General features: G+C 41.6%; 20 protein-coding genes. 6 read left to right on the top strand and 14 right to left on the bottom strand.

Annotated features, from left to right (window positions below; translation table 11 throughout):
* Window positions 1-75: 75 nt before the first annotated feature.
* From Q0976_RS18300 to Q0976_RS18260, 9 genes are all read right to left on the bottom strand, one after another.
* Window positions 76-294, bottom strand: coding sequence for a hypothetical protein (locus tag Q0976_RS18300; RefSeq protein WP_299495318.1), 219 nt, complete (start codon window positions 292-294; stop codon window positions 76-78).
* Window positions 295-733: 439 nt separating this feature from the next.
* Window positions 734-1,492, bottom strand: a complete 759-nt coding sequence (locus Q0976_RS18295; protein WP_299495317.1) for an SDR family oxidoreductase — start codon at window positions 1,490-1,492, stop codon at window positions 734-736.
* A 4-nt stretch (window positions 1,493-1,496) separates the two neighbouring features.
* The gene (gene mmsB / locus Q0976_RS18290; RefSeq protein WP_299495316.1) at window positions 1,497-2,396 is read right to left on the bottom strand and encodes a 3-hydroxyisobutyrate dehydrogenase; all 900 of its coding nucleotides are present in this window, start codon (window positions 2,394-2,396) and stop codon (window positions 1,497-1,499) included.
* A 22-nt stretch (window positions 2,397-2,418) separates the two neighbouring features.
* Window positions 2,419-3,606, bottom strand: a complete 1,188-nt coding sequence (locus Q0976_RS18285; protein WP_299495315.1) for an enoyl-CoA hydratase/isomerase family protein — start codon at window positions 3,604-3,606, stop codon at window positions 2,419-2,421.
* Between the two features lie 18 nt (window positions 3,607-3,624).
* Complete coding sequence (locus tag Q0976_RS18280; protein ID WP_299495314.1) at window positions 3,625-4,782, bottom strand: acyl-CoA dehydrogenase family protein; 1,158 nt, start codon at window positions 4,780-4,782, stop codon at window positions 3,625-3,627.
* Window positions 4,783-4,905: 123 nt separating this feature from the next.
* The gene (locus tag Q0976_RS18275; protein ID WP_299495313.1) at window positions 4,906-6,405 is read right to left on the bottom strand and encodes a CoA-acylating methylmalonate-semialdehyde dehydrogenase; all 1,500 of its coding nucleotides are present in this window, start codon (window positions 6,403-6,405) and stop codon (window positions 4,906-4,908) included.
* An 89-nt stretch (window positions 6,406-6,494) separates the two neighbouring features.
* The gene (locus Q0976_RS18270) at window positions 6,495-7,685 is read right to left on the bottom strand and encodes an acetyl-CoA C-acyltransferase (RefSeq protein ID WP_299495312.1); all 1,191 of its coding nucleotides are present in this window, start codon (window positions 7,683-7,685) and stop codon (window positions 6,495-6,497) included.
* A gap of 421 nt (window positions 7,686-8,106) precedes the next feature.
* Window positions 8,107-8,244 carry a hypothetical protein gene (locus tag Q0976_RS18265; protein WP_299495311.1) on the bottom strand — a complete coding sequence of 46 codons (138 nt, stop codon included), beginning with the start codon at window positions 8,242-8,244 and terminating at the stop codon, window positions 8,107-8,109.
* Window positions 8,245-8,439: 195 nt separating this feature from the next.
* Window positions 8,440-9,267 carry an SDR family NAD(P)-dependent oxidoreductase gene (locus Q0976_RS18260; protein WP_299495310.1) on the bottom strand — a complete coding sequence of 276 codons (828 nt, stop codon included), beginning with the start codon at window positions 9,265-9,267 and terminating at the stop codon, window positions 8,440-8,442.
* A 674-nt stretch (window positions 9,268-9,941) separates the two neighbouring features.
* Between Q0976_RS18260 and Q0976_RS18255 the strand changes: the two genes are divergently transcribed.
* Genes Q0976_RS18255 through Q0976_RS18245 form a run of 3 tightly spaced genes read left to right on the top strand, consistent with a single transcriptional unit; the run spans window position 9,942 to window position 11,701 of the window.
* Window positions 9,942-10,583, top strand: coding sequence for a hypothetical protein (locus tag Q0976_RS18255; RefSeq protein WP_299495309.1), 642 nt, complete (start codon window positions 9,942-9,944; stop codon window positions 10,581-10,583).
* Between the two features lie 9 nt (window positions 10,584-10,592).
* A complete protein-coding gene (locus Q0976_RS18250) occupies window positions 10,593-11,276 on the top strand; it encodes a hypothetical protein (protein WP_299495308.1) in 684 nt (227 codons plus the stop codon).
* A complete protein-coding gene (locus tag Q0976_RS18245) occupies window positions 11,273-11,701 on the top strand; it encodes a helix-turn-helix transcriptional regulator (RefSeq protein WP_299495307.1) in 429 nt (142 codons plus the stop codon). Before Q0976_RS18250 ends, Q0976_RS18245 begins: the two co-directional genes overlap by 4 nt.
* Before the next feature lie 407 nt (window positions 11,702-12,108).
* Here the strand turns inward: Q0976_RS18245 and Q0976_RS18240 are convergent, their stop codons facing one another.
* Together Q0976_RS18240 and Q0976_RS18235 are read right to left on the bottom strand one after the other, a co-directional pair.
* Window positions 12,109-12,849 (bottom strand): hypothetical protein, encoded by a 741-nt coding sequence (locus tag Q0976_RS18240; protein WP_299495306.1) that lies wholly within the window; start codon window positions 12,847-12,849, stop codon window positions 12,109-12,111.
* A gap of 386 nt (window positions 12,850-13,235) precedes the next feature.
* Window positions 13,236-13,883 carry a hypothetical protein gene (locus Q0976_RS18235; RefSeq protein ID WP_299495305.1) on the bottom strand — a complete coding sequence of 216 codons (648 nt, stop codon included), beginning with the start codon at window positions 13,881-13,883 and terminating at the stop codon, window positions 13,236-13,238.
* A 630-nt stretch (window positions 13,884-14,513) separates the two neighbouring features.
* On the opposite strand from Q0976_RS18235, the gene Q0976_RS18230 reads away from it, so the two are divergent.
* Window positions 14,514-16,583 (top strand): hypothetical protein, encoded by a 2,070-nt coding sequence (locus Q0976_RS18230; protein ID WP_299495304.1) that lies wholly within the window; start codon window positions 14,514-14,516, stop codon window positions 16,581-16,583.
* Window positions 16,584-16,696: 113 nt separating this feature from the next.
* Here the strand turns inward: Q0976_RS18230 and hda are convergent, their stop codons facing one another.
* The 3 genes from hda to Q0976_RS18215 all read right to left on the bottom strand — a co-directional run bounded on the left by hda (window position 16,697) and on the right by Q0976_RS18215 (window position 19,878).
* Window positions 16,697-17,407 carry a DnaA inactivator Hda gene (gene hda, locus Q0976_RS18225; protein WP_299495303.1) on the bottom strand — a complete coding sequence of 237 codons (711 nt, stop codon included), beginning with the start codon at window positions 17,405-17,407 and terminating at the stop codon, window positions 16,697-16,699.
* Window positions 17,408-17,466: 59 nt separating this feature from the next.
* Complete coding sequence (locus tag Q0976_RS18220) at window positions 17,467-18,708, bottom strand: DUF2066 domain-containing protein (protein WP_299495302.1); 1,242 nt, start codon at window positions 18,706-18,708, stop codon at window positions 17,467-17,469.
* Between the two features lie 153 nt (window positions 18,709-18,861).
* Entirely contained in the window at window positions 18,862-19,878 is a 1,017-nt protein-coding gene (locus Q0976_RS18215; RefSeq protein WP_299495301.1) for an endonuclease/exonuclease/phosphatase family protein, read from the bottom strand.
* A gap of 393 nt (window positions 19,879-20,271) precedes the next feature.
* Between Q0976_RS18215 and Q0976_RS18210 the strand changes: the two genes are divergently transcribed.
* Both Q0976_RS18210 and recC read left to right on the top strand, forming a co-directional pair.
* Entirely contained in the window at window positions 20,272-20,655 is a 384-nt protein-coding gene (locus tag Q0976_RS18210; RefSeq protein WP_299495300.1) for a hypothetical protein, read from the top strand.
* A gap of 519 nt (window positions 20,656-21,174) precedes the next feature.
* Window positions 21,175-24,834 (top strand): exodeoxyribonuclease V subunit gamma, encoded by a 3,660-nt coding sequence (gene recC / locus Q0976_RS18205; protein WP_299495299.1) that lies wholly within the window; start codon window positions 21,175-21,177, stop codon window positions 24,832-24,834.

Genomic DNA, 24,834 nt, shown 5'->3' with positions numbered 1-24,834 from the left:
GGAATACCATTAAAATGACGATTTATTTAAACCAGAGATGTCATACAAAAAAAACTGTCATCTCGTCTACACTGACTATCGCTTTTTCAGAAACCACTGTAAGACACCAGCTCGCTGTTGCTGACTCAATCCAAAATAAATACAAATCCAAGGCGACAATAAAGTATACCAAGGGATAATATTCTTCTGTTCACTGGAAAACAGAAAATAAAAGAACCCCGAATAAATAATAATGATCCCTATACACCCTACACTCAGCATCATCCATTGTGTTGCTCTTTCCAACCGCTCCATGACCCAATCCAGTTAATTTATCCTATCGCACTATTATGACTCATATTGAAAGTGATATTCAATTCTAACTGCATACTAAAGTAGACAAAGCAAAAAGGTCATAGCATTAATCGCCATGACCTTCATTTCGTATATTAAAAACAAGTATCAAAAAAATGGTATGCGCCACTTATCAGTAACGAGAGGCTCATCCCCTGCTTTAAACTTATTTTTATTGATTATCTGTTAGTTAGCACAAGCATTACATAAAGCCAAGTAAAAATACAACATACTACTCACTCATAAACACACCTTGATTGGTTTAGTTTAACAATCATATTGACCTTCGCTATTCTAGAGACAGATTTTTATTTTTCAGGTTCATGCATCACGTAAAAATCATCAGGCACTTATATTTATGAGAAATTTATGTAACAAAAAGAACCATAAAATAACAAAATTAAAGTCGGATCCCGCCATCAATTTCAAATACACGACCATTGATGTAATCATTTTCAATAATAAAGCGCACTGTTGTGGCAATTTCTTCTGCTTGACCTAAACGGCCAGCTGGGATCATCTGAGTGATCCGCTCTAATGCTTCAGGTTTCATGCTTGCTGTCATTTCAGTCTCAATCACCCCAGGGGCGACTGCAGCACTTCGAATCCCATAACGCGCGAGCTCTTTTGCCCAACCCACTGACATCGCAGCCACACCCGCTTTGGAGGCCGAGTAATTCGACTGCCCCATATTACCAGCCTTTGCCAAACTCGAGATATTAATAATGACTCCCGTTTGCTCGGTTTCAATCATCATCGCTGCCGCTTCACGTCCACATAAAAAACTGCCCGTCAAATTCACATTAATGACAGATTGGAATTGTTCAAATGACAAACGCTCAGTCACTTTCCCTTCTTTCGCTTTTAACAGCATACCATCGCGTAAAATGCCCGCATTATTGACCAATACATTCACTTGGCCAAAATCTTCTCTAATAAACTGAAAACCGGCAACAACATCTTCTTCATCTGTAATATCAAGTGCATACCCTTGAACTTCAGTGGCTGCACCTAAATTGGCGCACGCTTTTTCAAGCTTTTCTTGATCCACATCGATAAGTGCCAATTTGGCACCTGCACTGGCAAAGTTTTGCGCCATCGCAAACCCTAAACCACCTGCACCACCCGTAATGACCACTACCTTATCTTTTAAATCCATTGAGTTACCCTTTCTTATTAAATACTTCAAAAATACTGGAAAAATCGAGTTGACCATGGCCCTTACGTCCATGATTAATATATAAACTTCGTGCCAGTGCCCCCATGGGTGTGCTTGAATTAGAAACCAAGGTTGCTTCTTGCGATAGTCCTAAATCTTTAATCATCAGATCCACCATAAAGCCGCCTTGATACTCATGGGAAGAAGGCACATTGGGCATCACATTTGGGCAAGGATTATATTTCTCTAAGGTCCAATTTCCACCACTGCTTACTTTCATTATCTCAGACAAGACCTTAGGATCTAACCCATGATCTATCCCTAATTGCAGTGACTCTGACGTTCCAATCATCAACACTGACAGCAACATATTATTGCATATCTTAGCAATTTGTCCTGCTCCTGCGCTACCGGCATGAAAGATATTGCTGCCCATCATGCTTAATGTACTCTTAGCTTGTGCAAACCCCTTATCCGTTCCTCCACAAATGAAGGTTAAGGTTCCTGCTGCTGCTCCCGCGGTTCCGCCCGATACTGGCGCATCAACAAACTCAATCCCCTTATCAGCAGCCTGTTTTGCCACTTCTCTTGCACTTTGTGCATCAATGGTTGAGCAATCAATCAGCAAGGTTTCTTTAGCGACCACATCTATTAAACCTGGTTTATCATCCTGGCCTAAATATAACCCACGAACATGGGCACCTGCAGGCAACATAGAAACCACGACATCAGCACCGGCAGCAGCCCCACAAGCACTACTGGCCATAAGTGCACCTTGCTCTGTCAACTCCGCCATCATTTCAGGCACAAGATCGAAGACTTTAACCGTCACACCCGCCTTCATTAAATTCAACGCCATTGGCTGGCCCATATGCCCCAACCCTATAAATGCTACAGTATTCATTCAACTTGCTCCTTTATTGATGTCACACGTATTCATTTTTAGTGGCCACAGCCAGATCACGCAGCGGGTGAGGCTCATCTTTCCAAGGTGAAGTCAGTAATCGACTCGCAGCCCGTTCACAATCCACACTAAATTCTAAAAATTGCCATTTAGGATTTCTATCTTTGTCAATTAATAACGCTCGAACACCTTCTTTGAAATCGCCATATGCACTGCAATTAACACTTAAACCTAATTCAAATTGAAAAATATCGGCCAAAGTCAACTTCTCACTTAACTGCGACTGGGCATAAATCAAACACCAACTGAGGGGGCTCCCTTTTAAAAGGGATTGGATAGCCCTTTGTAGCCATTGCGCTTCAGTATCAAGCTGTTTTACACGGTTAACTATCTCATCTAGACTGCCCGCCATTAGCGAATCAATCATGTCTTGATGTTGCTGTAATCGACTGAGTTTATTCACAGGAGTTTGGTAATGTTCAAAAAAAGTATTCAACATAGAGTGATGCTGAGTGCTATTTGTTTGTTGCCATTGCAGCGCCTGAAGAGCATCAAGCATAGTGGCTTTATCTTGGCTTGCTAGGCAATGAGTGGCAATATTGACATACCGCGCATCAGCATCATTCATATGATAAGCTGTCATGCCTAAGAAAAGGCCTATTTTACCAGGCATTCGATTGAGAAAATAACTCCCCCCGACATCTGGGTAAAGTCCGATGGTCACTTCTGGCATCGCAATACGTGAACGCTCTGTCACAATACGATGACTGCCGCCCATCATTAAACCAAGTCCCCCACCCATGACAATGCCATCCCCCCAAATGATAACGGGTTTTTCAAAACGGTGCAGCAAATAGTCTAAACGATACTCTTGTTCAAAAAAGCGCAATGCTTCAGGGTTAATCGCATTGGGTGCCTTAATGCCCGCTTGATAAATAGCACGTACATCACCACCTGCACAAAATGCTTTATCACCCGCCCCTTCAAGCAATATACAGACCAATTCAGGATCATTTTTCCAGCGCGTCAATTGCGCTAACATGGCACTGACCATATCAAGGTTCAATGCATTCAATGCGGCTTCACAATTGAGTGTCACTCGGCCGATAAAATGCCCATCTTGGGTAGGCAAAGTACTAAAAATAACATCCGCAGTTGAACATACCTCTTCCACTTTACTCTCCTTCATTGTTTTAAATGCCTGATCCATGTGTCGCCTTTTTAATGGTTAAATCACCCTAACTGCATGCTCATCAAGCAATCGCCTAGCAATAATTAAGCGCATAATTTCATTGGTGCCTTCTAATATTTGATGTACTCGAACATCACGAACATGACGCTCAAGGGGGTATTCTTGTATATATCCATAGCCACCATGAATTTGCAAAGCACTATCACACACTTTAAAGCCAATATCCGTTGCAAAACGCTTAGCCATGGCACAATAAGTTGTCGCCTGAACATCACCTTCATCTAACTTAAACGCCGCTAATCGCACCATATTACGTGCAGCAACCAATTCCGTTGCCATATCCGCCAATTTAAACTGCAATGCCTGAAATGCTGCCAAAGGCTTACCAAATTGTTGACGCTCATGCATATAAGTCGTCGCTCGCTCTAAAGCAGCTTGGGCTGTCCCCACCGAACACGTGGCAATATTAATTCTCCCGCCATCAAGTCCTTTCATTGCAAATGTAAAACCTTGCCCTTCTTCACCTAATAAATGACTGACAGGAACCCTCACTTCATCAAAGGCAATTTGCGCTGTTGGCTGTGCATTCCAGCCCATTTTATCTTCCGCTTTTCCATAACTGACTCCAACGGCATTGGCCGGTACAGCAATGGCTGAAATTCCTTTTGCTCCAGGCTCTCCAGTACGGCACATCACCACTAATAAATCCGTAGCCCCTGCGCCTGAGATGAACATTTTTTCTCCAGAAATAACATACTCATCCCCCTCTCGTACCGCTTTGGTTTTTAACGCGGCAGCATCACTGCCTGCTCCCGCTTCTGTTAAACAATATGAGGCTAATGTCGCGCCACTGGTCAATGATTCTGACCATTGCTGCCTTAATGACTCACTGCCAAAACTGGTCACCATCCACGTCGCCATATTATGGATTGTTAACATGGCCGTTGTTGATGTGCACCCTTTTGCTAATTCTTCAAAAATCAGCACAGAATCAAGACGAGACAATCCCAACCCCCCTTCAGACTCAGGACTGTATAAGCCACAAAAGCCTAATTCACCGGCTTTTTCTATCACGTCACGGGGAAAATGATGCTCTTTATCCCATTGGGCTGCAAAAGGAGCAAGTTCTTCTCTAGAAAATTGATCGGCTAATTCGACAAATTGGCGTTGGTCATCATTAAGGTTAAAATTCATTCGGGTACTCCTGTCACACTTTCACTTTGATCTACAGCTGTTAACGGCGCCAATAAAATGATCCATTCATTTTATTGGTGTACTACTTTGATTTTATTGTTATTATTTTTAAAGACTCAACATTTATTTCAAGCCAATGGTCATATTAGGACTCGATGCTGTTTCAATGTCTGACTCAAACCACCTAGCCGTTATGGTTTTTGTTTCGGTATAAAATCGCACGGCTTGTTTTCCATAAGCATGTTGATCACCATAAAAACTCCCTTTCCATCCTGTAAATGAAAAGAAAGGCAGCGGCACCGGAATAGGCACGTTAATACCCACTTGCCCAACTTCAATTTCATGCTGATATTTTCTAGCTGCTGCGCCACAAGCGGTAAAAATAGAGGTACCGTTCCCATAAGGGCTAGCATTAACAATCTCAATCGCTGCATCGAGGGAATCGGCATGCATACAGGCTAAAACAGGCCCAAAAATTTCTTCTTTATAAATACTCATTTCTTGCGTGACATTATCAAACAAGGTGGGTCCAACCCAGTTACCACTTTCAAAACCCGGCACACTAAAGTCACGTCCATCGAGCAAACAATCCGCTCCTTCTTCAATCCCTTGACGAATTAAATCAATCACGCGATTCTTCGCAGCAGGGCTGATCAGTGGACCATACCCCGCTTCTTTATCATCCCATAATCCCGGCTTGACCTTCGCTATCGCCGCTTTGAGCTCAGGGATCCAATTTTTGGCCTCTCCCACAAAAACAGCAACCGATAACGCCATACAACGTTGTCCTGCAGCCCCTACCGATGCGCCCACTAAATGATTAATCACTTGTTGTTTATTTGCGTCAGGCATGATCACACAATGATTTTTGGCTCCTGCAAAAGCTTGTACACGCTTAAGGTTGTCTGTCCCTGTTCGATACACATACTGACCGACCGCCACAGAGCCAACAAAAGACAGGGCCTTAACGTCAGGGTGACGCAGTAAAATATCAACGGCCGTTTTATCCCCATGAATGAGTTGCAGTACGCCTTTGGGAGCGCCCGCTTCTTCAAACAATTCCACTAATCGTTGGGGTGTCATGGGGTCTTGTTCTGACGGTTTCAGCACAAAAGTATTACCACACGCGACCGCTAACGGGAACATCCATAATGGGATCATGGCAGGGAAATTAAAAGGCGTGATCCCAGCACACACTCCCAAAGGTTGAGTGTAGCTATAGGTATCAATAGAGCGTGCGACATTCTCAACAGTCTCCCCCATCATGAGTGTCGCAATATTACAAGCATGCTCAGCCACTTCAATGCCGCGCCAAACATCGCCTTTAGCATCATCAAAGGTTTTACCGGTTTCTTGAGCTAAAATCGTCGCCAATTCATCATGATGTAATTTTAAGAGATGTTGATATCTCAACATCACTCGAGCACGTTCAGAAACAGGGACTTCCTTCCAACTTTTAAACGCCTTTTTGGCGCTGTCAATCGCCGTTTCAACTTCAGTTTCTGTCGCCGCATTCACCACTGCTATAGGTTGATTATTCGCAGGATTTGTCACTGTAATTTGCGTGTGTCCTTGACCTAGTACAAACTGGCCATCAATATAATGTTTTACTTGAACTGTCATTTTCAATCCTTTCACTGAACTGGCTAATGAGTATTGACATTAATACGTTTTACAGCCCAAAAGTACTGGCTTTTGGGCAAGACAATAACTTATATTTCAATGGCCATTGCCGTTGCTTCTCCTCCACCGATACACAATGACGCGACCCCCCGCTTAAGCCCTCGTGCTTTTAACGCATAAATCAGTGTGACTAATAATCGCGCTCCTGAGCAACCAATAGGATGACCTAATGCGCATGCTCCACCGTTTACATTGACTTTTGTGTCATCCAAACCTAGTTCTGAAATCGCCAACATAGTGACCATGGCAAAGGCTTCATTAATTTCAAACAAATCCACATCTTCTTTTGACCAATTCACTTTATCCAATAATTTAGCCATCGCCCCAACTGGGGCTGTGGTAAACATGGCAGGTGCTTGTGCATGAGTAGTATGCCCTTTAATAGTGGCAAGCACTTCCAACCCCTGTTGAGTCGCTTGTTCACGAGACATCAACATTAATGCTGCAGCACCATCAGAAATTGAACTGGAGTTTGCGGCAGTAATCGTGCCATCTTTAGCAAAAGCTGGGCGTAAAGTAGGAATTTTGTCAGGACGGGCATTACCGGGTTGCTCATCAGTATCGACGATCTGCTTGCCTTTACGACTGGATACCGTGACCGGTGCGATTTCTTGCTTAAATAAGCCTAATTCAATGGCCAAATTGGCTTTTTCAAGCGAGCCTAATGCAAATTCATCCATCGCTTCACGGCTAATATTAAATTCATCAGCCGTCGCTTGAGCAAAACTGCCCATAGCACCACCGGTATAAGCATCTTCTAAACCATCAAGAAACATATGATCTAATACTTTACCGTGACCCATACGCATTCCACTGCGGGCTTTATCAAGTAAGTAAGGCGCTTGGCTCATACTCTCCATACCACCAGCAATAATGATATCGGCGCTGCCTGCTTTAATTAAATCATGCGCTAACATGACCGCTTTCATGCCAGACCCACACACTTTATTCAGCGTGGTTGCCCCAACAGATAAAGGCAATTTTGCCCCTAATGCAGCTTGACGAGCAGGTGCTTGTCCTAGACCTGCGGGTAACACGCAACCCATTAATACTTCATCGATTTGTTCTGGGTTAACCGAGGTTTGTATCATCATATCTTGAATTGCCGTGCTCGCCAGATTAGGCGCTGCAATACTGGATAAGCCACTTTGAAATCCCCCCATGGGGGTGCGTTTTGCTGCCACAATCACAATATCTGAATTTGCTTGTACGGTACTCATATTCCACTCCGAAAATCAGCCTACTAACACTTTCGGTCCTCAAACCGTTATCGTTAATAGCCCAATTTAAATCAGTAAACCATGTCTTCTTAATTAGACAATATCCATACCCACACTGTGACGTTTACGCTAACGTAAAGCAATAGTTCATCAAAAAAATAACCAAAAAAGCCGATATATGTTTGTCACTTCAAATTTACAGTCCAATATCATTTCTATTCGTTATATAAAAAATAATTTATTTACAATAAGTTATATTGTACTTTTCAGATTAACGAAAATATTCAATCAATACCGTTAACCCAATCAATGTAACTTAACCTATTTAGGAGCTCGATATTAGCTTGTTAGAAACAATGATATAGCTAAATCATCTGCTTTTAAGTAATATGACGGGTAATAATAGTAAAAAATGACCGCCTCAGAGATGTGGATCTTTAGTCATAATTTCTGCAACCGTTTGTGTGGCCTTGATACTAGGTCGCACTGATGTTGTGTCGTTATTCTCGGCTTGGGTTCCAGACGTCGCTCTACCTTCTCCATCCATGGAGTCGAACATAAATAAGCGATAACGCCTTACAAATGAGCAATAAGCGCTGTCTTCATGCTTTGATGAAGCAGGGATTAGTCGATCGTGTTTGACACTTTGTTGTGCCCCTCTTGTTTAAAGAAAGGGACTTAGAATAACTCGCCGTTCTCCTCTTGCCACGATTCAAACACGTTTATCTCAAACAGAGTTTAATCACCTGTTAATTTAATCACCTCTGGATAAAACCCTATCTAGCATGCTTGAAGATAAAAAGCGACGTAAGTAACCAAAGATATAAGTGGCTTTGGTCACATAATAACGTGGCTTGGGATTGGAGTGTTCTATGATTTTTAGTAAAGGCTTTAATACCGCTTCAGGCCCTAATGTAAAAGGTGTCGTTGCCTCTTTGCTACCCAAACGGGACAAGGTATGCTGATAATTATCTTTATGCCGTGAAGTCTCAATGTCAATGGAGTGCTCAATTGCACGTAGCGCATTGGCTCTAAATTGGCTGACAATGGGACCTGGCTCTATTAAACTCACAGAAATGGGGGTATTCATTAATTCTAACCTCAAGGTATCTGTGTAGCCTTCTAATGCAAATTTACTGGCATTATAGGCACCACGATACTTCATCGCCACTAGCCCCAGTACTGAGCTATTTTGCACAATTTTACCCGAGCCTTGCGCTAACATCAGTGGAATAACGGCTCGCGTCAATTCATGGAGGCCAAATAAATTCGTTTCAAATTGCTGGCGCAACGTATTTGTTGATAAATCTTCAATAGCACCGCCTTGTCCATAAGCGGCATTGTTAAACAGCACATCTATGGTCCCCCCCGTTAGCGCTAAGGCAGCTGCAAGCCCAATTCTAATCGAGTCTGTACTTGTCATATCCATTTGCACACAACTTAGCCCTTGCGCTTGAAGGGTCCTCACATCGTCAAGTTTGCGGCAACTGGCCACTACGTTGAATCCAGCCTGATGCAGTTGCTCGGCACAAAAGCGGCCAATGCCACTGGAGCAACCAGTAATTAAAATTGATTGGGTCATGACATTCTCTTAACTTATAGTCAATGGATGGGATTTTAAATGCAAACATAAAAATACCCCATTATATTTGTTATTCACTTTACCACTGTCGACCTATCATAACGAATAAATACTGCCTGAGCTTTTTATAACATTCATTGTCAGGTATCCACTAGGGGGCGTTGACACCTCTCGCCGCGATTAAAACACGTTTATCTGAACATAATTTAATCACCAAAAATCAACAGGCCCTAGGTTTGTTATAAAACGAAATATAACCCGCTAAAAACCTGCTCATGAGAAGTCAAACATGCAGTAAACAACACGCCAATGCACTTCAATTGATCAAAAAAGCCATTCGTTCTGTGTTTTTAACGTGTCTTTTTCTCTGTGCATTTTTTTATGACTAATGAGGTAAAACAAGGCACACAAGGCGATTTAACACTTGCTATTAATAAGAAAATAGGCGGTCACTATTTGACATTTTGCCTGTTTAACTATCTACTATTTATCGAATAAATCAGATTTATTTGTTAAGCACTTATTTCAAATGTCAATTTATATTATTGTTACGTGATTAATTGTTACGTTATCAGTGATAAGCGCTAAATGATATTGACTGATAAATAAATGCTTAGCAAGCCGATTATGAAACCTATGATATTAGCGGTAAGCAACCCGCAAGGATAAGAATAATGATAATGGACATGCCTCAAAATATTGACAATCTTGATGTGGCTCAAGCTTTACCTCAACCTAGCGAAGTGGTCAGCATTACCCTTTCAACCCAAGCGCTCAGCCCCGCCGATTTATTGGTAAGCCTGCACAATGCGCAAGCAACATCAAGTATCAGCCAAGCCTTGTCAAAAGCCATCGCCCTCGGCCCCCTAAGTGTGAGTATTCCAGCGCCGACACCTATGGGTGGTGGTGGCGGTGGGAATCCTACAAGGCCTAATGAGAATGTGAATCTTGCTTTATTGGGCGGTGGTGAGGCCGGTTGGTTGCCGCCAGTGCCTATGAGTGGAGGTGGTACTCAACCCACTAGGCCTAATGAGAATCTTGCTTTGTTGAATGGTGAGGAAGGATGGGTGCCGCCTTTACCTTTGGGTGGTGGTGGCTCTGGTGAACCTGAATTATTAAATCTTGTTTTATTAGACAGTGAGGAAGGATGGGTACCGCCATCGCCGTTGGGGAATGGTTGGAATAATCCACCAAGAAGTGAGGTGAATCTTGCTTTATTGGATGATGAGGAAGGATGGATACCGCCAGTGCCTATGACGGGTGGTGGAACAACTCAGCCTAAACGTGAGGTGAGTGCTGTTTTTGTTAGAAGCTAGGGGATTAGCATGGATGTATTTGTTGTTGTGCTGATAGGCCTTGGCCTGATCAGCTCGGGAGTGATTTACTTTGCTAAGCACAAGTCGCTGTTATGGCTAGGAGCCTTTGTGGTTGCTAGTATTTTTAGTTTATTGTTTATTATAACTATTTTATTTGAAGAATGGGCATGGTTGTCTAATGTAGGATTAGCTTTGGCGTTAGCAATGAGTGTGCTCATGTGCCGCCGCTTCCCCAATTGGGCGTATTTAATTGCCATACCCGCTGTGATGAAATTGATAGATGTATTGTGGTTGAATGAATATTTATTAACTCAAGTACCTAATTGGGGCTTTTATTTTACTTATATTGGATTCGATGCGTTAGTGATGGCTTTGATTTGGTATCGCGGCCCCATAGCGAAGGTGTTCAAGCTGAATGTGTATTATCAGCGCTTCGCTCAAGAATATTTATTGCTGGGTGTGTATGGAATAGCTGTTGTACTTAATTTAGTGACAGGGATTGAAGAGTTGATCTATCAAGGGGCATTAGGCAGTGCTTTTGCTGATTTGAAGCCTGCGTTTTTTTACGACTTATATCGTTATATACGTTTGCCTATCAGTATTTCGGAAATAGTTGTGCTGGTGATGATCAGTTATTTTGCAGTAAAGGCGGGGATGAGCCAAAAACAAAGAATTAAGGGAGTAAGGCTGTGACAGAGTTAAAGAGTATTGCGAAGCGCTTTGATTTAAGTGTGGCTGACTTAGCGAGAATCATGGACGTGAAAGAGGGGGAAGTGAGCCAGTGGCAAAGCGGTGCAAGTGAGCCTTCAACACGCAAGTTATGTAAGTTATTTGGTTTTATTAGTCGCCACTACTTAGTACAAGACTCGTCGAATGAGGAATTTATGATTGGCCGAGATGATCAGCCTGCCTTTATTCCTGATCCCGATTGTGAAGACAATGTGCCTATGCCTGAGCTGAGCCAAGAAGACAATGAAGATGTACGTAGAAAATTGAGTCAAGCATCATCGACGGCGAATTTATTGTTACTCGCAACAGATGAAAAAGAATTACACCATGGTGCGGTGAGTTTAATTTCTGACATTTTGTTTGAGATGAAACAGATTTTAAAAACCTGATTGGTGGATTAAGTGAGTCGGCTTTTATCAATATAAAAAAGTGTGAGCAGATTGCCCCACTTTTTTTTGTTTAGGCAACGGCAAAGTGAATACCGTTTAGTGACCGAGTATGGCTTCACATCCAAGATTTTTTTACATGTTAAAGCTCAGAATAATCATGGCCGTTCACAACGCCGCTTTCTAACCTTTAAGAAATGAGAACAAAACAACACAAAAGATAACAATGTAAGCCCCACGAACAAGATAACCCCACCCCTTCCAGCCAACATTAAACGCACATTGCCACATGCCACCAATTAACACATTCTGGATCCAAAAAACCTGCCACAAAGGGGTTTTCCCTTGAATATTGTCCGTAATGATTTCCCTATACACCTGAAAAATGCCTTTTATACATGATCATCTACTCAACTTGCACTTCCATTAGAAATATTCTGATTTTTAAATCCTGAGTTGTTAGCTGAATCAATATCCATCGTTTGTTTTGATTGCTCTAAATTGATGATTGCAACCAATGACTGAGGATCAATACCAAGTCGAAAAGGAACTGGAATATTCAATAGTATCGCCGATGGATCCGATTGCGCTTGATCACGAGCATATTCAAGCTGATGAGTTAATTTTTTAAAGGCACTTTTTTCATCTAAAAAATGAAATAAAGCCCCTAAGCCTAAATCGATTGACCCACCTTTACCTATTTCCAACGTCCGTTTCAAGAGCCTTAAGTGAATACGTGGAATAAAACTCAGGTTGGTAATATAACGGTCGATGTCTTTAACAATAAACACGACATCTTTCGTTTTCCCCCCATCATGCTTAGTCACATTCACCCAAGCTGGACCCAGTGAATGCCAAGGTAAAGTCATCCCTATCGTAGAAAGCCATAAGCCATCTTCTGAAAATTCGACTAATCCTCTCGATTGACTTCTAAGTAATGCACTGGCACAAATAATAATCGCAAATCCAAAAAATAGCCCGCCCCCTAATCCGATTAATTGTGTTTTAAGCTCCTCACTAAATAATGCGACGACACACCCGCCTAAAAGAAATGATCCTCCTCCCCATAATAATGCATGCATTTTTAGAGTGGGTTTAATGCTAATAGGTTGAGTTAATCCTTGCTGCTGATACTGATTGATAAAATCCATAAATATTCCATTATTATTTTGTCCTGTGCATAGATGCAAAAAATGTAATACTTCACATCTATAATCCGCTATATTTTATATGATTTTATTGATTATTTCGAACAAAAATATGGCCTTTAGTTTTAAACCAGTTGGCAGGCTATTTTTTGAGCCATGCCATAAAACCAGTCCTCAGCCTTATCGACTAGACAACAACTGACTACGCACTGAAGAGGTATAGTTAATTTGAATAACCAAAGCCTATTAAGTCCTTGGCTAGATGTCTTTGGCTTTCAAAAGTCAAAACAGGCCTGACTCAACGGGAGCGTCTATATATGTCCGAATAATTTTAGATCCGTATATCGCTATTTAACAATGGGTGGCTTGGTTGTTTGTTAAACAGCTTGTTATGTTTTTAAACTAATACCCGCTTTACCGCTTGGCTTGTTAAGGAAAATATGGAGCTTATGAGTATGTTTATTTTTAAATATATCCATGTATTTTAAAGTAAGCTCCTCTTTATATTCACCATTTTTATCAGCTAAGTTTGAGTCAATGCAAAATATCCAGCTCATATGCTCATTAGGTGTAACATGTCCTAAAGAATCAAACTCTTGGAAAAACACAGTAGATCGATCCGCTAAAGCAATCTTTGTGCCTTTTGAATTGAATATACTGACATCTAAAGCTGGGCCTATACCAATATTTTTGAGTGCGAAATCTATAAAGGTATCGTCCCGATTTAAATCGCTAGTTTTATAAGTGTTTGGATCAACTTTGATATCATATTTTTCAAGAAAATAGAGGCATGATTTTGAATTGCTATTGGCCAATAGTGGTTCTGTAATCAAAAATGGCCTGACATTTTCAGTTCTTTGCTTATTGAATATCATGTAAGCAGCTAGGAATGCCAAGATTCCTCCTGAATACCCACCAAGAAAACTCAACCAACCATCAATGCTCCCGATAATTTCACCTGGAATATTAGTGACATAAAGTTTTAGTAAAAATGGAGCCACTAAAGCAAATATGACTAATGCAATTACGATTGGCAATGAAACCTCCATAGAAACATAACAGCTTATTCAACAGCAGGATAATCTTCCAGACAGCCAATTCTTTGAAACAGTTTTTTCAAACAAATCACTAAACCAGAGTACACTGCTAGCCCAGCGTCTTTACGCTAGCCAAGCAAAATACCACCTCACCGTTACCTTTGTAAGCAAAATGTTTAGAACAAGAATAACTAAAAACAAAGACCTTGAACCCAATCACAATTTAATGGATTAAATACCAATAGAAAAACCCATTCGAAGAAACATACTACTTGTGCTTTTTGCTTTTCGCTTTTCGCTTTTCGCTTTTAAAATCAGTGTGAATATAAAAATAACCATCGGAAACACGGATGTTTCCGTTTGAGCCTATAGGGACATATTTACGGCGAGTTATTTTTGTATTCGCACATAAGCCTGCGGCAGGCAATCAATACCAATAAGGTCACAAGTTGAAACACACTCACTAATACCACTGAGGCCAAACGCTAGTTTTTAATAAGCCCCAATGTGAGTGGGAACTCACAATTTTAGCCCACATACCCAAGCTAGATCACTTATGTTATATTGATGTCAATTTGAAAAATTTAGATAAATAGAAAATAAAAACAATTAAATAAGGACAAGTCTCAAATGGAACTTTCTTCTTTATCTCGCCTTCTGCTGAGCTTAAGCTTAACGCTTGCCCTCACCGCCTGTGGCGGCGGAGGTGACGATACCAACAGCAATAATAATGATACCTTAGATAATGGCGCCCCGAGTAACAATATAAATGCCAATGTTGCTCGGTGTGAAACCTTAACTGACACTGCAGCCACAAACTCAGGTTTGACTTTGATTAACACCGATTCAGACCTGGCATTTCAAATCGAACCTGCCTATTACGCGGAGCAATCTGGTGCTATTTTAGCGCAAATAAACCGCAACAGCGCTGATTATCACTATACTTGGCAACAGCTCGATGGCGAACCACTCACGTTGCTTTCCCCCCACAGTCCTTTATTAGCCTTTGAAGCCAGCGATGAGGGGACTTATACTTTGCAAGTCACGGTGACTGAAATAAACACAGCGCAAGATGCCGCCCAGCTAACTTGGCAAGAAAGTGTCAATATTACTGTCAACGCACTCAAATCAAACAATGCCCAAGTCAGAGTCAGTCATCAAGCCCCCCAAGGCACTCTTGTGAGCCTGCGCCACCATTTGATGAGCGATACTGCAGCCATGACGGATTTAACTTGGTGTATTGCCACAGGTCCTGATTTATTGGTTGATTTTAGCGAAATAGATAGACCCCTATTCACCGCACCTAACGTCACTACAGACACCCTCAGTACATTAAGCGCCATTGCCACCATTAATGGAACCACCGTCATTGATGATGTACACATACTGATCACAGCTGAAAATCCCATTACATCGACTTACTTTCCACAAGCCATCGCTCACACCTTTGCCTATCAGGCTAACTCGCCTTATGCCAATGCTCTTGAGCAATGCGTTTATCACAACGAGTTGACGGAAAGCTGTTTATTATCAACCTTGCCCTTAATTGGTCAACAAGACAGTGAGGATGCAATGAAAGCCGCCATTAAAGCCCGTTTATTAGTCTCCCATGAATGGATGGCTGATAACTTTATGCAATTTCTTGAGCAAATGGATCCTCACGGTGATTTCTTAACGCTATTGCAATCAGTCACCGCTATCGTGATAAGCACCGATATTCGCCCCTCTTTTTATTGGGCGTTAACGGGCGCCATCTATTTAGATCCTGATAATTTATGGCTCACGGCCAGCCAGCGAGATACCATTAGCGAAGAGTCAGATTATCGAAGTCAGTTTGGTGAATCGCTCAATTTCTTGATCCCTTGGCGATACGTCAAAGATAATGATTATGCCTCTGAATATTACTCTATCGCCAATAGAGGTGCACGCTCCCTTGATTCACTCACACCCGAGTTAGCCTCTTTGCTATACCATGAGTTAGCTCATGCTAATGATTATTTCCCTGTCGAACTGCATAGCCAATTACAAGGTCCTAAACTCATCGATGACTTTGAATGGATAAGTAAAGCAGACTTGTTGATTTCAACGAAACTGATGCAACAAAGTCCACTCACCAGCGCGCCTCTACTCGATTTGGCTAATGTGAGTTTTAAAGGTGAAGATGCAACAAGCACACAGCAAGCCTACACACCGGATGATATCAGTGGTTTTTTTAGTCAAGATCATGCCAATGCTTATTATGCTTATAGCAGCCAACAAGAAGACATGGCCATGCTATTTGAAGAAGCCATGATGAGTTATCGGTTTGGTATTCAAAGAGATATTGCCGTCACCGATAAACCCGCTAATGCGACGGCCAATAATATCACCCTCAGTTGGGGACAACGTGGCCGTATTGGTGAAGACAAAGTGTCTGAGCGATTTGCGCTGATTGGCGCCTCTATTTTACCCACAATAAATGCTCAAGTGATCCGCAATGCCCTGCCCGCGCCCATTTCATTCACGTCTGGTTCCACATGGGCACAAAGCTTAACACTGACAACTAACACGTCAGTCAACACGTCAGTCAACAGCCTGTTCAATAAGGCTATCAATACAAACAACGACATGGACAAACTCAACAACATATCACCAGTCACAGGAGAGCATAGCAATCCACTCATTACTCATCCACCGTTAACATTCAGTGGTGAACGTTAATCATTGACTTCCCTCGTTATTTCAATCAAAAAGACAAAAAGCCCATGATTTTCTAATGGGCTTTTTGGTTCACGCAAATTCAGGTTAATGAGTGTCAAACAACCTTGAAGCCACTATAAGCGCAGCATCTCTTTGACGAAAGGAATGGTCAATTTTCTTTGGTGGATGAGTGAGGCTTTATCGAGTCTATCGAGTACGTCAAATAAGGTTCTCAGATCTCGCGCTAAACGGTTCAATAAAAATCGCCCAACATCATCTGGTAACTGTAAGCCTCGCATGGCCGAGCGTCTTTGCAATGCGGCAAGTTTCTCTTCATCTGCCATAGGCTGTAATTGATAGTTCAATCCCCATTGCATGCGTGACACTAAATCAGGGAGAACAAAACCTGAGTCAGTCGGTGATACTTTTGCACTCACAATCAAGGCACTGTGAGCTTGCTCAATCAGCCTGTTATAAAGATCAAAAATAGCTTCTTCCCAAAGTGGATGGCCTGCAATGGCATCCACATCATCGATACAAACCAAATCAATATTCTCTAAGCCTTCTAATAAAGCAGTAGAAATGCTGGCATGTATGCCTAACGGAATATAAAAACTACTGCGGCCTAAATCATTAGCCTGAGCACAAGCAGCATGCATTAAATGGGTGCGGCCTGATTTTTCTGGTCCCCACACAAAAACGGCTTGTTTTGCTTTTCCTTGGGCACAATCTTGCAAGCATTGAATGAGTTCATCATTACCAGCAGCCGGATAATAACTGTGAAACGTTTCATCATCAGGCAGAGATACAGGCAATGATAATTGTAAAGGCGAACTTGACTTCACTCAGATAAGTCTCAATACGTTAATAATATTTACTGCCTCTATGTTAACATGCACGGAGACTAATGTCCTTTCCATTGATAAATCGTCGCAGTCGGTACAGAAAAAGGTTTCAGGCTCTCAGTAGGCATCTCTATCCCTCTCCTCATGGTATTTGACGCTGGTACATCATCATTCATGCTACCCGTCGTATTATTAGCGGTAGAACTTGCCGCCGCCAGTTGAGGTTCCGCAGCCTTAGAAAGAGGCGTCAGCCTTGGCTCTAAATCCATGACACGAAATAAATCAGCTTGGGTACTAAACAGGGAGAAGTCATAAGTAATAGTGTCCCCTTTCATTTTAACCAGTTGTGCTGACTTTATGGCTCTTAATTGTCCAATATAGTGCTCAAGCGCCACCAGTTGATTAATATTATTAACACCTGAGAACGTCACTTGAGTGGTTAATTGTGTTCCAGAGTCCACAGTCGCATATTGATCCACATAATATTCACTGATTTTCGCCATCATCGCACTGATAGCCAAGTTAACATTTTGCGCATCACTGTTCATCGACAACAATGGCGCACTTGAGGCTGCATCAACCGTTTTAGGGTAAAGACTAAGTGCATAGTTCACACTGTTACCATTACTTTGTATCGATGCCATAATAAAAAAGTCGGCTTGATAACGCCGAGAAGCCTTTGCAATCGTATCCACAAACATCCCTCTGACATCACTGACACTAATGCGCATAGAGTCATCAAGGTCCATCAAAGGAAATAGAAAGGGCATACCACGATTACTCGCTTGACGTGAGAAATCTTGTTTTACTTGGCTACTGGAACCATCGCTCATAATCTGGCGTTGGTCCATTTCATCATCACTGACTAACCAAATTAATGTCAAGGGACGCTGCTTACCCCACACAGGTAAATTCGCTTGTCTGAGTAAGTCCACAATGCGGCGGTTATCAAAATTCACTTTTAGGTATAATTGTCCCTCTTTTTCTTGATAACCATACTGAGTCATCAAGGCATTGGGATTATTATGCTTTGCCATCACTAAAGGGTTTTTAAGCGCACTTTGTAACCCAGAATTTTTTAGCACAACATTATCAAAGGCCTTTTTAATCCCTTCGTTTCGCTGCGCCGTAGAGCGATTATCCACGCGAACCAGACTCTCATCCAATTGAGTCACTTCAGCAGCTGATAAAGTCGCAGAAAAAAGAATGAGACTGGTTAACAGTAAAGTAGGTAATTTCGTGATGAATGTCTGTGCTAATTTTTTAAACGAAAACAGGTTATGCATTGAAATTTTCAGCATCTTTAATGACTTTGGAATAACTCAAGAGTAGCAAAATTGTACCACAATAAATTTATTTATCCCCTGTGTTCTTTCAGTCTGTCAGTTTTCATCAATAATAATACCTGAAACACGGTAAATTGACTCACCTCAGGCATTCTATTTCACAGACAGTTAATCAACATTTTTGACCCAAGTAAAAGACGCATACATTGGCTCATGATCACTCAGCTCAGTAAACTGAGTAAGTTCATGATAATCACTTAAGGTTAATGTATGAGTCTCACTGCGATTTGCATAGCCAATTTGATCGGTATTCGCCCGCGCATCTTCACTGCAGTTAGCAATGTTATCATCCCCCTCTTCTATCAAATCTTGGCAAGCCAAACGTATCCCCGTTTGCGATAAAAAATCCTCCCAAATGTCTAAATGTGCATTCGACTGGGAATGATCGGCCCATTTCATATTAAAATCCCCAGCCAACACAATGCTAGCATGGCTCGAATACGCACTGATAAAGTCAGCTAATTGCTGCATCTGTCCTCGTCTTGCTTCCATATCATCATCACTGCGCCCCGCATCCATATGGGTATTATATACGTGCACTTCAAAGCCTTCATTGATCTCCATCTTAGCCACTGTAAACCCTTTTTCAGTTAAGCAATCAGGATTACCGTCCGTTAAATCGCCATGGCATGAAATAAATTCTTCAGATTCAAAGTTGGCTAATGAATAATCATCATCATCCCGCTGGTTCATATCAAAGGGGAATTTAGAAAGACGGAGTAATCCGTCACCATAAGAAATTATTCCCCCCCTCCAATGCTTAGAGCGGTACGGATAATGTGTCACTTCGATACGATCTTCATCCTTGAGAAAATCATGCTTATCAGGACTAAACACTTCTTGTAATAAAACAATGTCATAACTGGCTGTATTCAATTGCGAGAGTAGATCTTTAAAATCACTTTTGGTATTGCCACCAATACAATTTGGAAATCCATCCACATTGTATGTGACAACATTAAACTGCCCTGTTTGCGCATCATTATAAGTGGGGGCTCCTGCTTCTTGATAATCGTAGCCTTTAGTACTTTTAGTGCCCATAGGGGTGAATTTATAATCCCAACACAATGCAAATGCACTGTGACTCAGCATGGAAAGAATAGCGATAACAAAATACTTTTTCATTAATTTTATCCTTTAATATCACGATCGATTTGAGAGGCTAAATGCTCAATACTCATTACAAAATATGGATTAATCGTTAACAAAAAAATCATTAACTTATTTTAATAAATACTGAATAAAGCATACTGACATGTGAATCAAAAGTTAAAAAGACTAAAATAAAGAATAGAGAATTTGATAAACAATATTAACCATCACACCGCCATAGCGGTATTTGATTGGCTAGTTCCTGAGCCTATAAAATAAAAAACAACTTGAAATTTACTTTAAAGTAACATTTAATGTGTAGACAGCATTGACTTGCAACTCATTTAGTACCTAAATGTTCAGCAATATGGAAGCGAAGCAAGTTAACAATCATCATTGTTATCGCCAATGTTTAAGGAGAGTTTGATGAAGTACCTCGTTCTATTATTTGGCGCACTTGGACTGTCAGCTTGTGTCTGTACTGATCCAAGAGATGCCCCAAACATTATTGCTAAAGCCTCTCCTATTAATTGCGATCATCGTCAGGCTATTCCTGAACAAGCCATTAAAGAACAAGTCAAAGGCTGGGTTTTATTAGCCTATTCTTTAAATAACGATGGTTTTCCAATAGAAATGGAAGTAATAGACTCCAATCCCAAAGGCTATTTTGAGGATATCGCGCTTTCCACCTATTCCTCATGTCAATTCGTCACTACCGGCCATATTGAAGCAAACGAAAGACTCATGATGAATCTTGATTTTAATTATGCCACTTTACAACCTTACTCTTCAGTCTACGCACAACAGTAAACGAAGACTTAATCAGCCCATCGAGAACAAAGCCGTTACATTAAACCGCAGTTTCATCAAACTGCGGTGGATAGTGGCGAATAACGCCCTAACGTATTGCAACTATTCGCCTTACCTACATCGCTTTTCATTCCTGCTGAGTATGTCATTTTATATTGATTTAGCGATGTCACTTGAACTCAGGATAAGCTGTGCCTACATAGTGCTATTTTTCCCCCCTCTCTGTGTTGTTTTTTCGACTAATTGCCTGCTATTAGACACGAGATCCCGCCTTGATATAGACAAAAGTAACTGTATTGAGTCAAATGAAAAAGAAAAGAATCGTTATAATGGCATTAAGTTATTAAATTTAAATGAATTATTTATATTTTATGACACTCATTATTCCGAATTCAGGTGATATACACCGGCAATTAATGGATTTGCTCATCAAATGACATAAAAGTCGAGACAATTGAACGGCATTTCAGTATAAAATAGAGTATCTCTTTTTCTCGTACACCAAGGCCTCACTCCCCCATGCTCTATTTGATCCAATCTAACATGATGGAAGCCCTTTCTAAACAATTGGCCACAGAGCTTGCAAGCCCCCTTCCCGGAATGTCTTGCCTGCAACCTGAGCATATATTAGTGCAAAGCCCAGGAATGTCGACTTGGTTGCGATTAGAAATTGCGAAACACAATAATATTGCCGCCGTATTAGAATTTCCCCTACCTTCAAGTTTTATTTGGCAGTTATGTCACACTTTGCTAGTTGATGTACCTAAAGAAAATGCGTTTACCAAAGCGGCCATGACATGGAAGCTCATGAATTTACTGCCCCGTTTATTAAACCGCGAAACCTTTAAGCCACTTAACGATTACTTAGTGCAAACGCAAACCTCTGAGACAGAACATACTGAGCAGTTTATTGAGCTTCACTCACTTGATGGTTATCAGCACCCACTAAAGCTCTATCAACTGTCTGGACGTATCGCCGATATTTTCGATCAATACTTGGTCTATCGCCCAGATTGGATTGCCGCGTGGGAGCAAAATGAACACCCAATAACACTCAGTGAAGAACAAAGATGGCAACCAGAATTATGGCGTGAGCTGATTGATTTCAATGCCAATGACTTACAACAGAGTCAATATCACAGAGCTAATTTACATCAAGCACTTTTTGCAGCACTTGATGATCCTCAGTCCGACTTATCCGCCTTACCCAAACGATTATTTGTCTTTGGTATTTCTTCTATGGCACCACAAACCTTAGACGTCATTTATCATTTAGCGAAACGGATTGATGTGGTCATGCTGAGCCTAAGTCCTTGCCAACACTATTGGGGCGATATTATCGATCCTAAATTACGTGCAAGAATGGCACTTGAGTACACAGGGAAAAAGCAACTCGATTCTTTATGGGAAGATAAACTTGAAGTCGGTAATCCCCTCTTAGCCAATAACGGAAAAATGGGCCGTGAACTGCTTGATCTGATCCTCTCTCTGCCTGAAAGTCATACCCAATTTAATTTTGACTGCTTTATTGATCCACTCACGCTAGATTCTTCCAAGGCCAACCAAGATCAAGGTTCACTGCTCGCAGGTGTACAATCTGATATTTTAAACCTTGAAACTCGCGGCCAAAGTTTAGGGCCTGATGCCAGTTTGTATTTAAGCCTCAAAGGCAGACGTCAATTAAAACAGGATGATAGCTCAATCACTCTACGAAGTTGCCACAGTCCATTAAGAGAAATTGAAACCTTACACGATCATTTACTCGAGATGCTGAGCACCAACCCTGAGTTATCACCGAAAGATATCGTCATCATGATGCCCGATGTGGCCGCGTATGCCCCCTATATTGATGCTGTTTTTGCGGCCAAACAAGGAGCACATTACCTCCATTACGCCATAGCAGATAGAGGTGCAGCTCAAGAATCACCTTTAATAAACAGTTTCTTACATCTATTGAATATTAATCAAAGCCGGTTCGCATTAACGGATATTTTAGGTATTTTAGAGGTGCCGGCTGTCTTAAGGCGTTTTGGACTCGATAATGATGACTTAAGCCTGATCAGGCAATGGTTAGAGCAAGCTAATGTTCGCTGGGGGCGCGATGAAAAAAGCCGAATGAAACAAGATTTACCGCCATTTAATCAAAATTCTTGGGCTTTTGGCATTAAACGTTTGCTATTAGGCTATGCCTTTAGCGACGCCTCTCCTTTATATCATGACACCTTGGCCGTTGAAGGTATCGAGGGGCAATCAGCACAGGCATTAGGTAAGTTGCTTAATTTCATCGAAACCATCGATACCCACCAATCGTTACTGGCCAACGCAACCCCCATCCCCCAAAGACAAGCACAACTTGATGCGATGCTAAATGATTTCTATGATGTGGATGAAGATGAACGAGAGCAACTGCAAACCGTGCGCGATGCTTTATGCAAACTCACCACAGAACTCACCGACGCTCAACATCAACAAGCCATCAATATTGAAGTCTTGCATGCTTGGTTCAAACAAACCTTATCGGAATCTCGAGTCGGTCAGCGCTACCTTGCGGGCAGCATTAACTTTTGTACGTTAATGCCAATGCGCTCCATTCCCTTTAAAGTGGTCTGTTTATTGGGCATGAACGACGGTATTTACCCCAGAATTCAATATCCTGTTGGTTTTGACTTAGTCGCACATTTTGGCGCCCGTAAAGGCGACCGCTCTCGAAGGCTTGATGACAGGTATTTATTTTTAGAAGCCCTATTGTCTGCAAGAGAACAATTGTATATCAGTTACATTGGCCACAGCGATCGTGATAACTCTGAGCGTATTCCATCGATGTTGGTGTCCGAACTGCTTGAGTATTGCCAGCTTTGCTATTTACCAGAAGCCTATCATTGCCAAGATGCTGCTCAAACTGACATCAGTCAGGTTGAGCAAACTATAGCACAGCAGTTATTACAAAAAATGCCTTTACAACCTTTTGATCAAACATTGTATCAATCAAGCACTGATAAAAACGGCTACCCACTGCAGCAAAGCTATGCAGCCCAGTGGTGCCCTCATACGGCGCCCAGCCATCATGATGACAATCAAAAAGATGCAGAGTCAAACGAGAGTGAAGTCATTTCGTCACTTTATCACTCTTTTATTGGCAAAAACATGCAAACGAATCTTAAAGATCTTGAACCTATCTCTGAGCATGCCTCTATTGCTCAGCCCAACCTTCATAGGCAAGAGGCTGAGTTAGACAGCTTAGACTTATCGGCTCTCATTCGGTTTTACCGCAATCCAGCACAATATTTCTTTAAACGTAGCTTAAAAGTCGACTTACACCTCAATATACAAATGGATCATAATGATGAGCCATTTTCATTAAATAGCCTTGAGAGGCATAAATTACAAACCATCATTCTTGAAGATACCCTCAAAAAAGACCTCAGCCAGCCGGATCCCAAGTTTTACCATAAATTGCAAGCCAGTGGCGATTTACCGTTATCCCCCTTTGATACTTTATTACTCAATGAATATCAAAAAGATCTGTTACCGCTCATTGACAGAATTCACTATCTAAGCGGTACGTCAGAGCAAACAGATAAACAGCATTGTGACATACAGCTCACGTTTGAGCCGCTTGGCCTCACGTTAACCGGCCGCATTGATGATATGCATCCCAAAGGATTAGTCAATTACCGCCCTGGAACGGCCAAAGCCAAAGATCTCATTCGTGTCTACCTCAGACATTTATGCCTCAATGCCATGGGAAAAAATCGCCCCAGTTACTTACTCGATGCCGGTAACTTCCATGCGTTTGACCGTTTAACGGCAGCGCAAGCAACGTTGCAATTACATACTTGGATAAGGTATTTTTACTTAGGTCAACAGCAACCACTCGCTTTTATTCCCAATACCTCCTATGCCTATACGGAAGCCCAAGGTGAACATGTTGATAAACTCGGCGCCGCCAAAAAACAATGGCTCGATGAGCAAACGCAATTTGGCGATGCCAATGATCCTCACTTTCACAGGCTATATCAGTTTCCAGAGGACTTTGGAGAAGACACTTTTGGCCACATTAGCCAAACACTCGTGTCACCACTATTAAGCTTATACCAATCAGGACCGCTTAAAACCCTCAGTGATTATGTCGAGTCCATTGACTTGACCTGCAACACATCGACAGAAAAGGAAGTTTAA

It is taken from the genome of uncultured Shewanella sp., from assembly GCF_947501665.1.
GTDB lineage: Bacteria > Pseudomonadota > Gammaproteobacteria > Enterobacterales > Shewanellaceae > Shewanella.
This window is presented reverse-complemented; position numbering and strand designations above follow the sequence as displayed.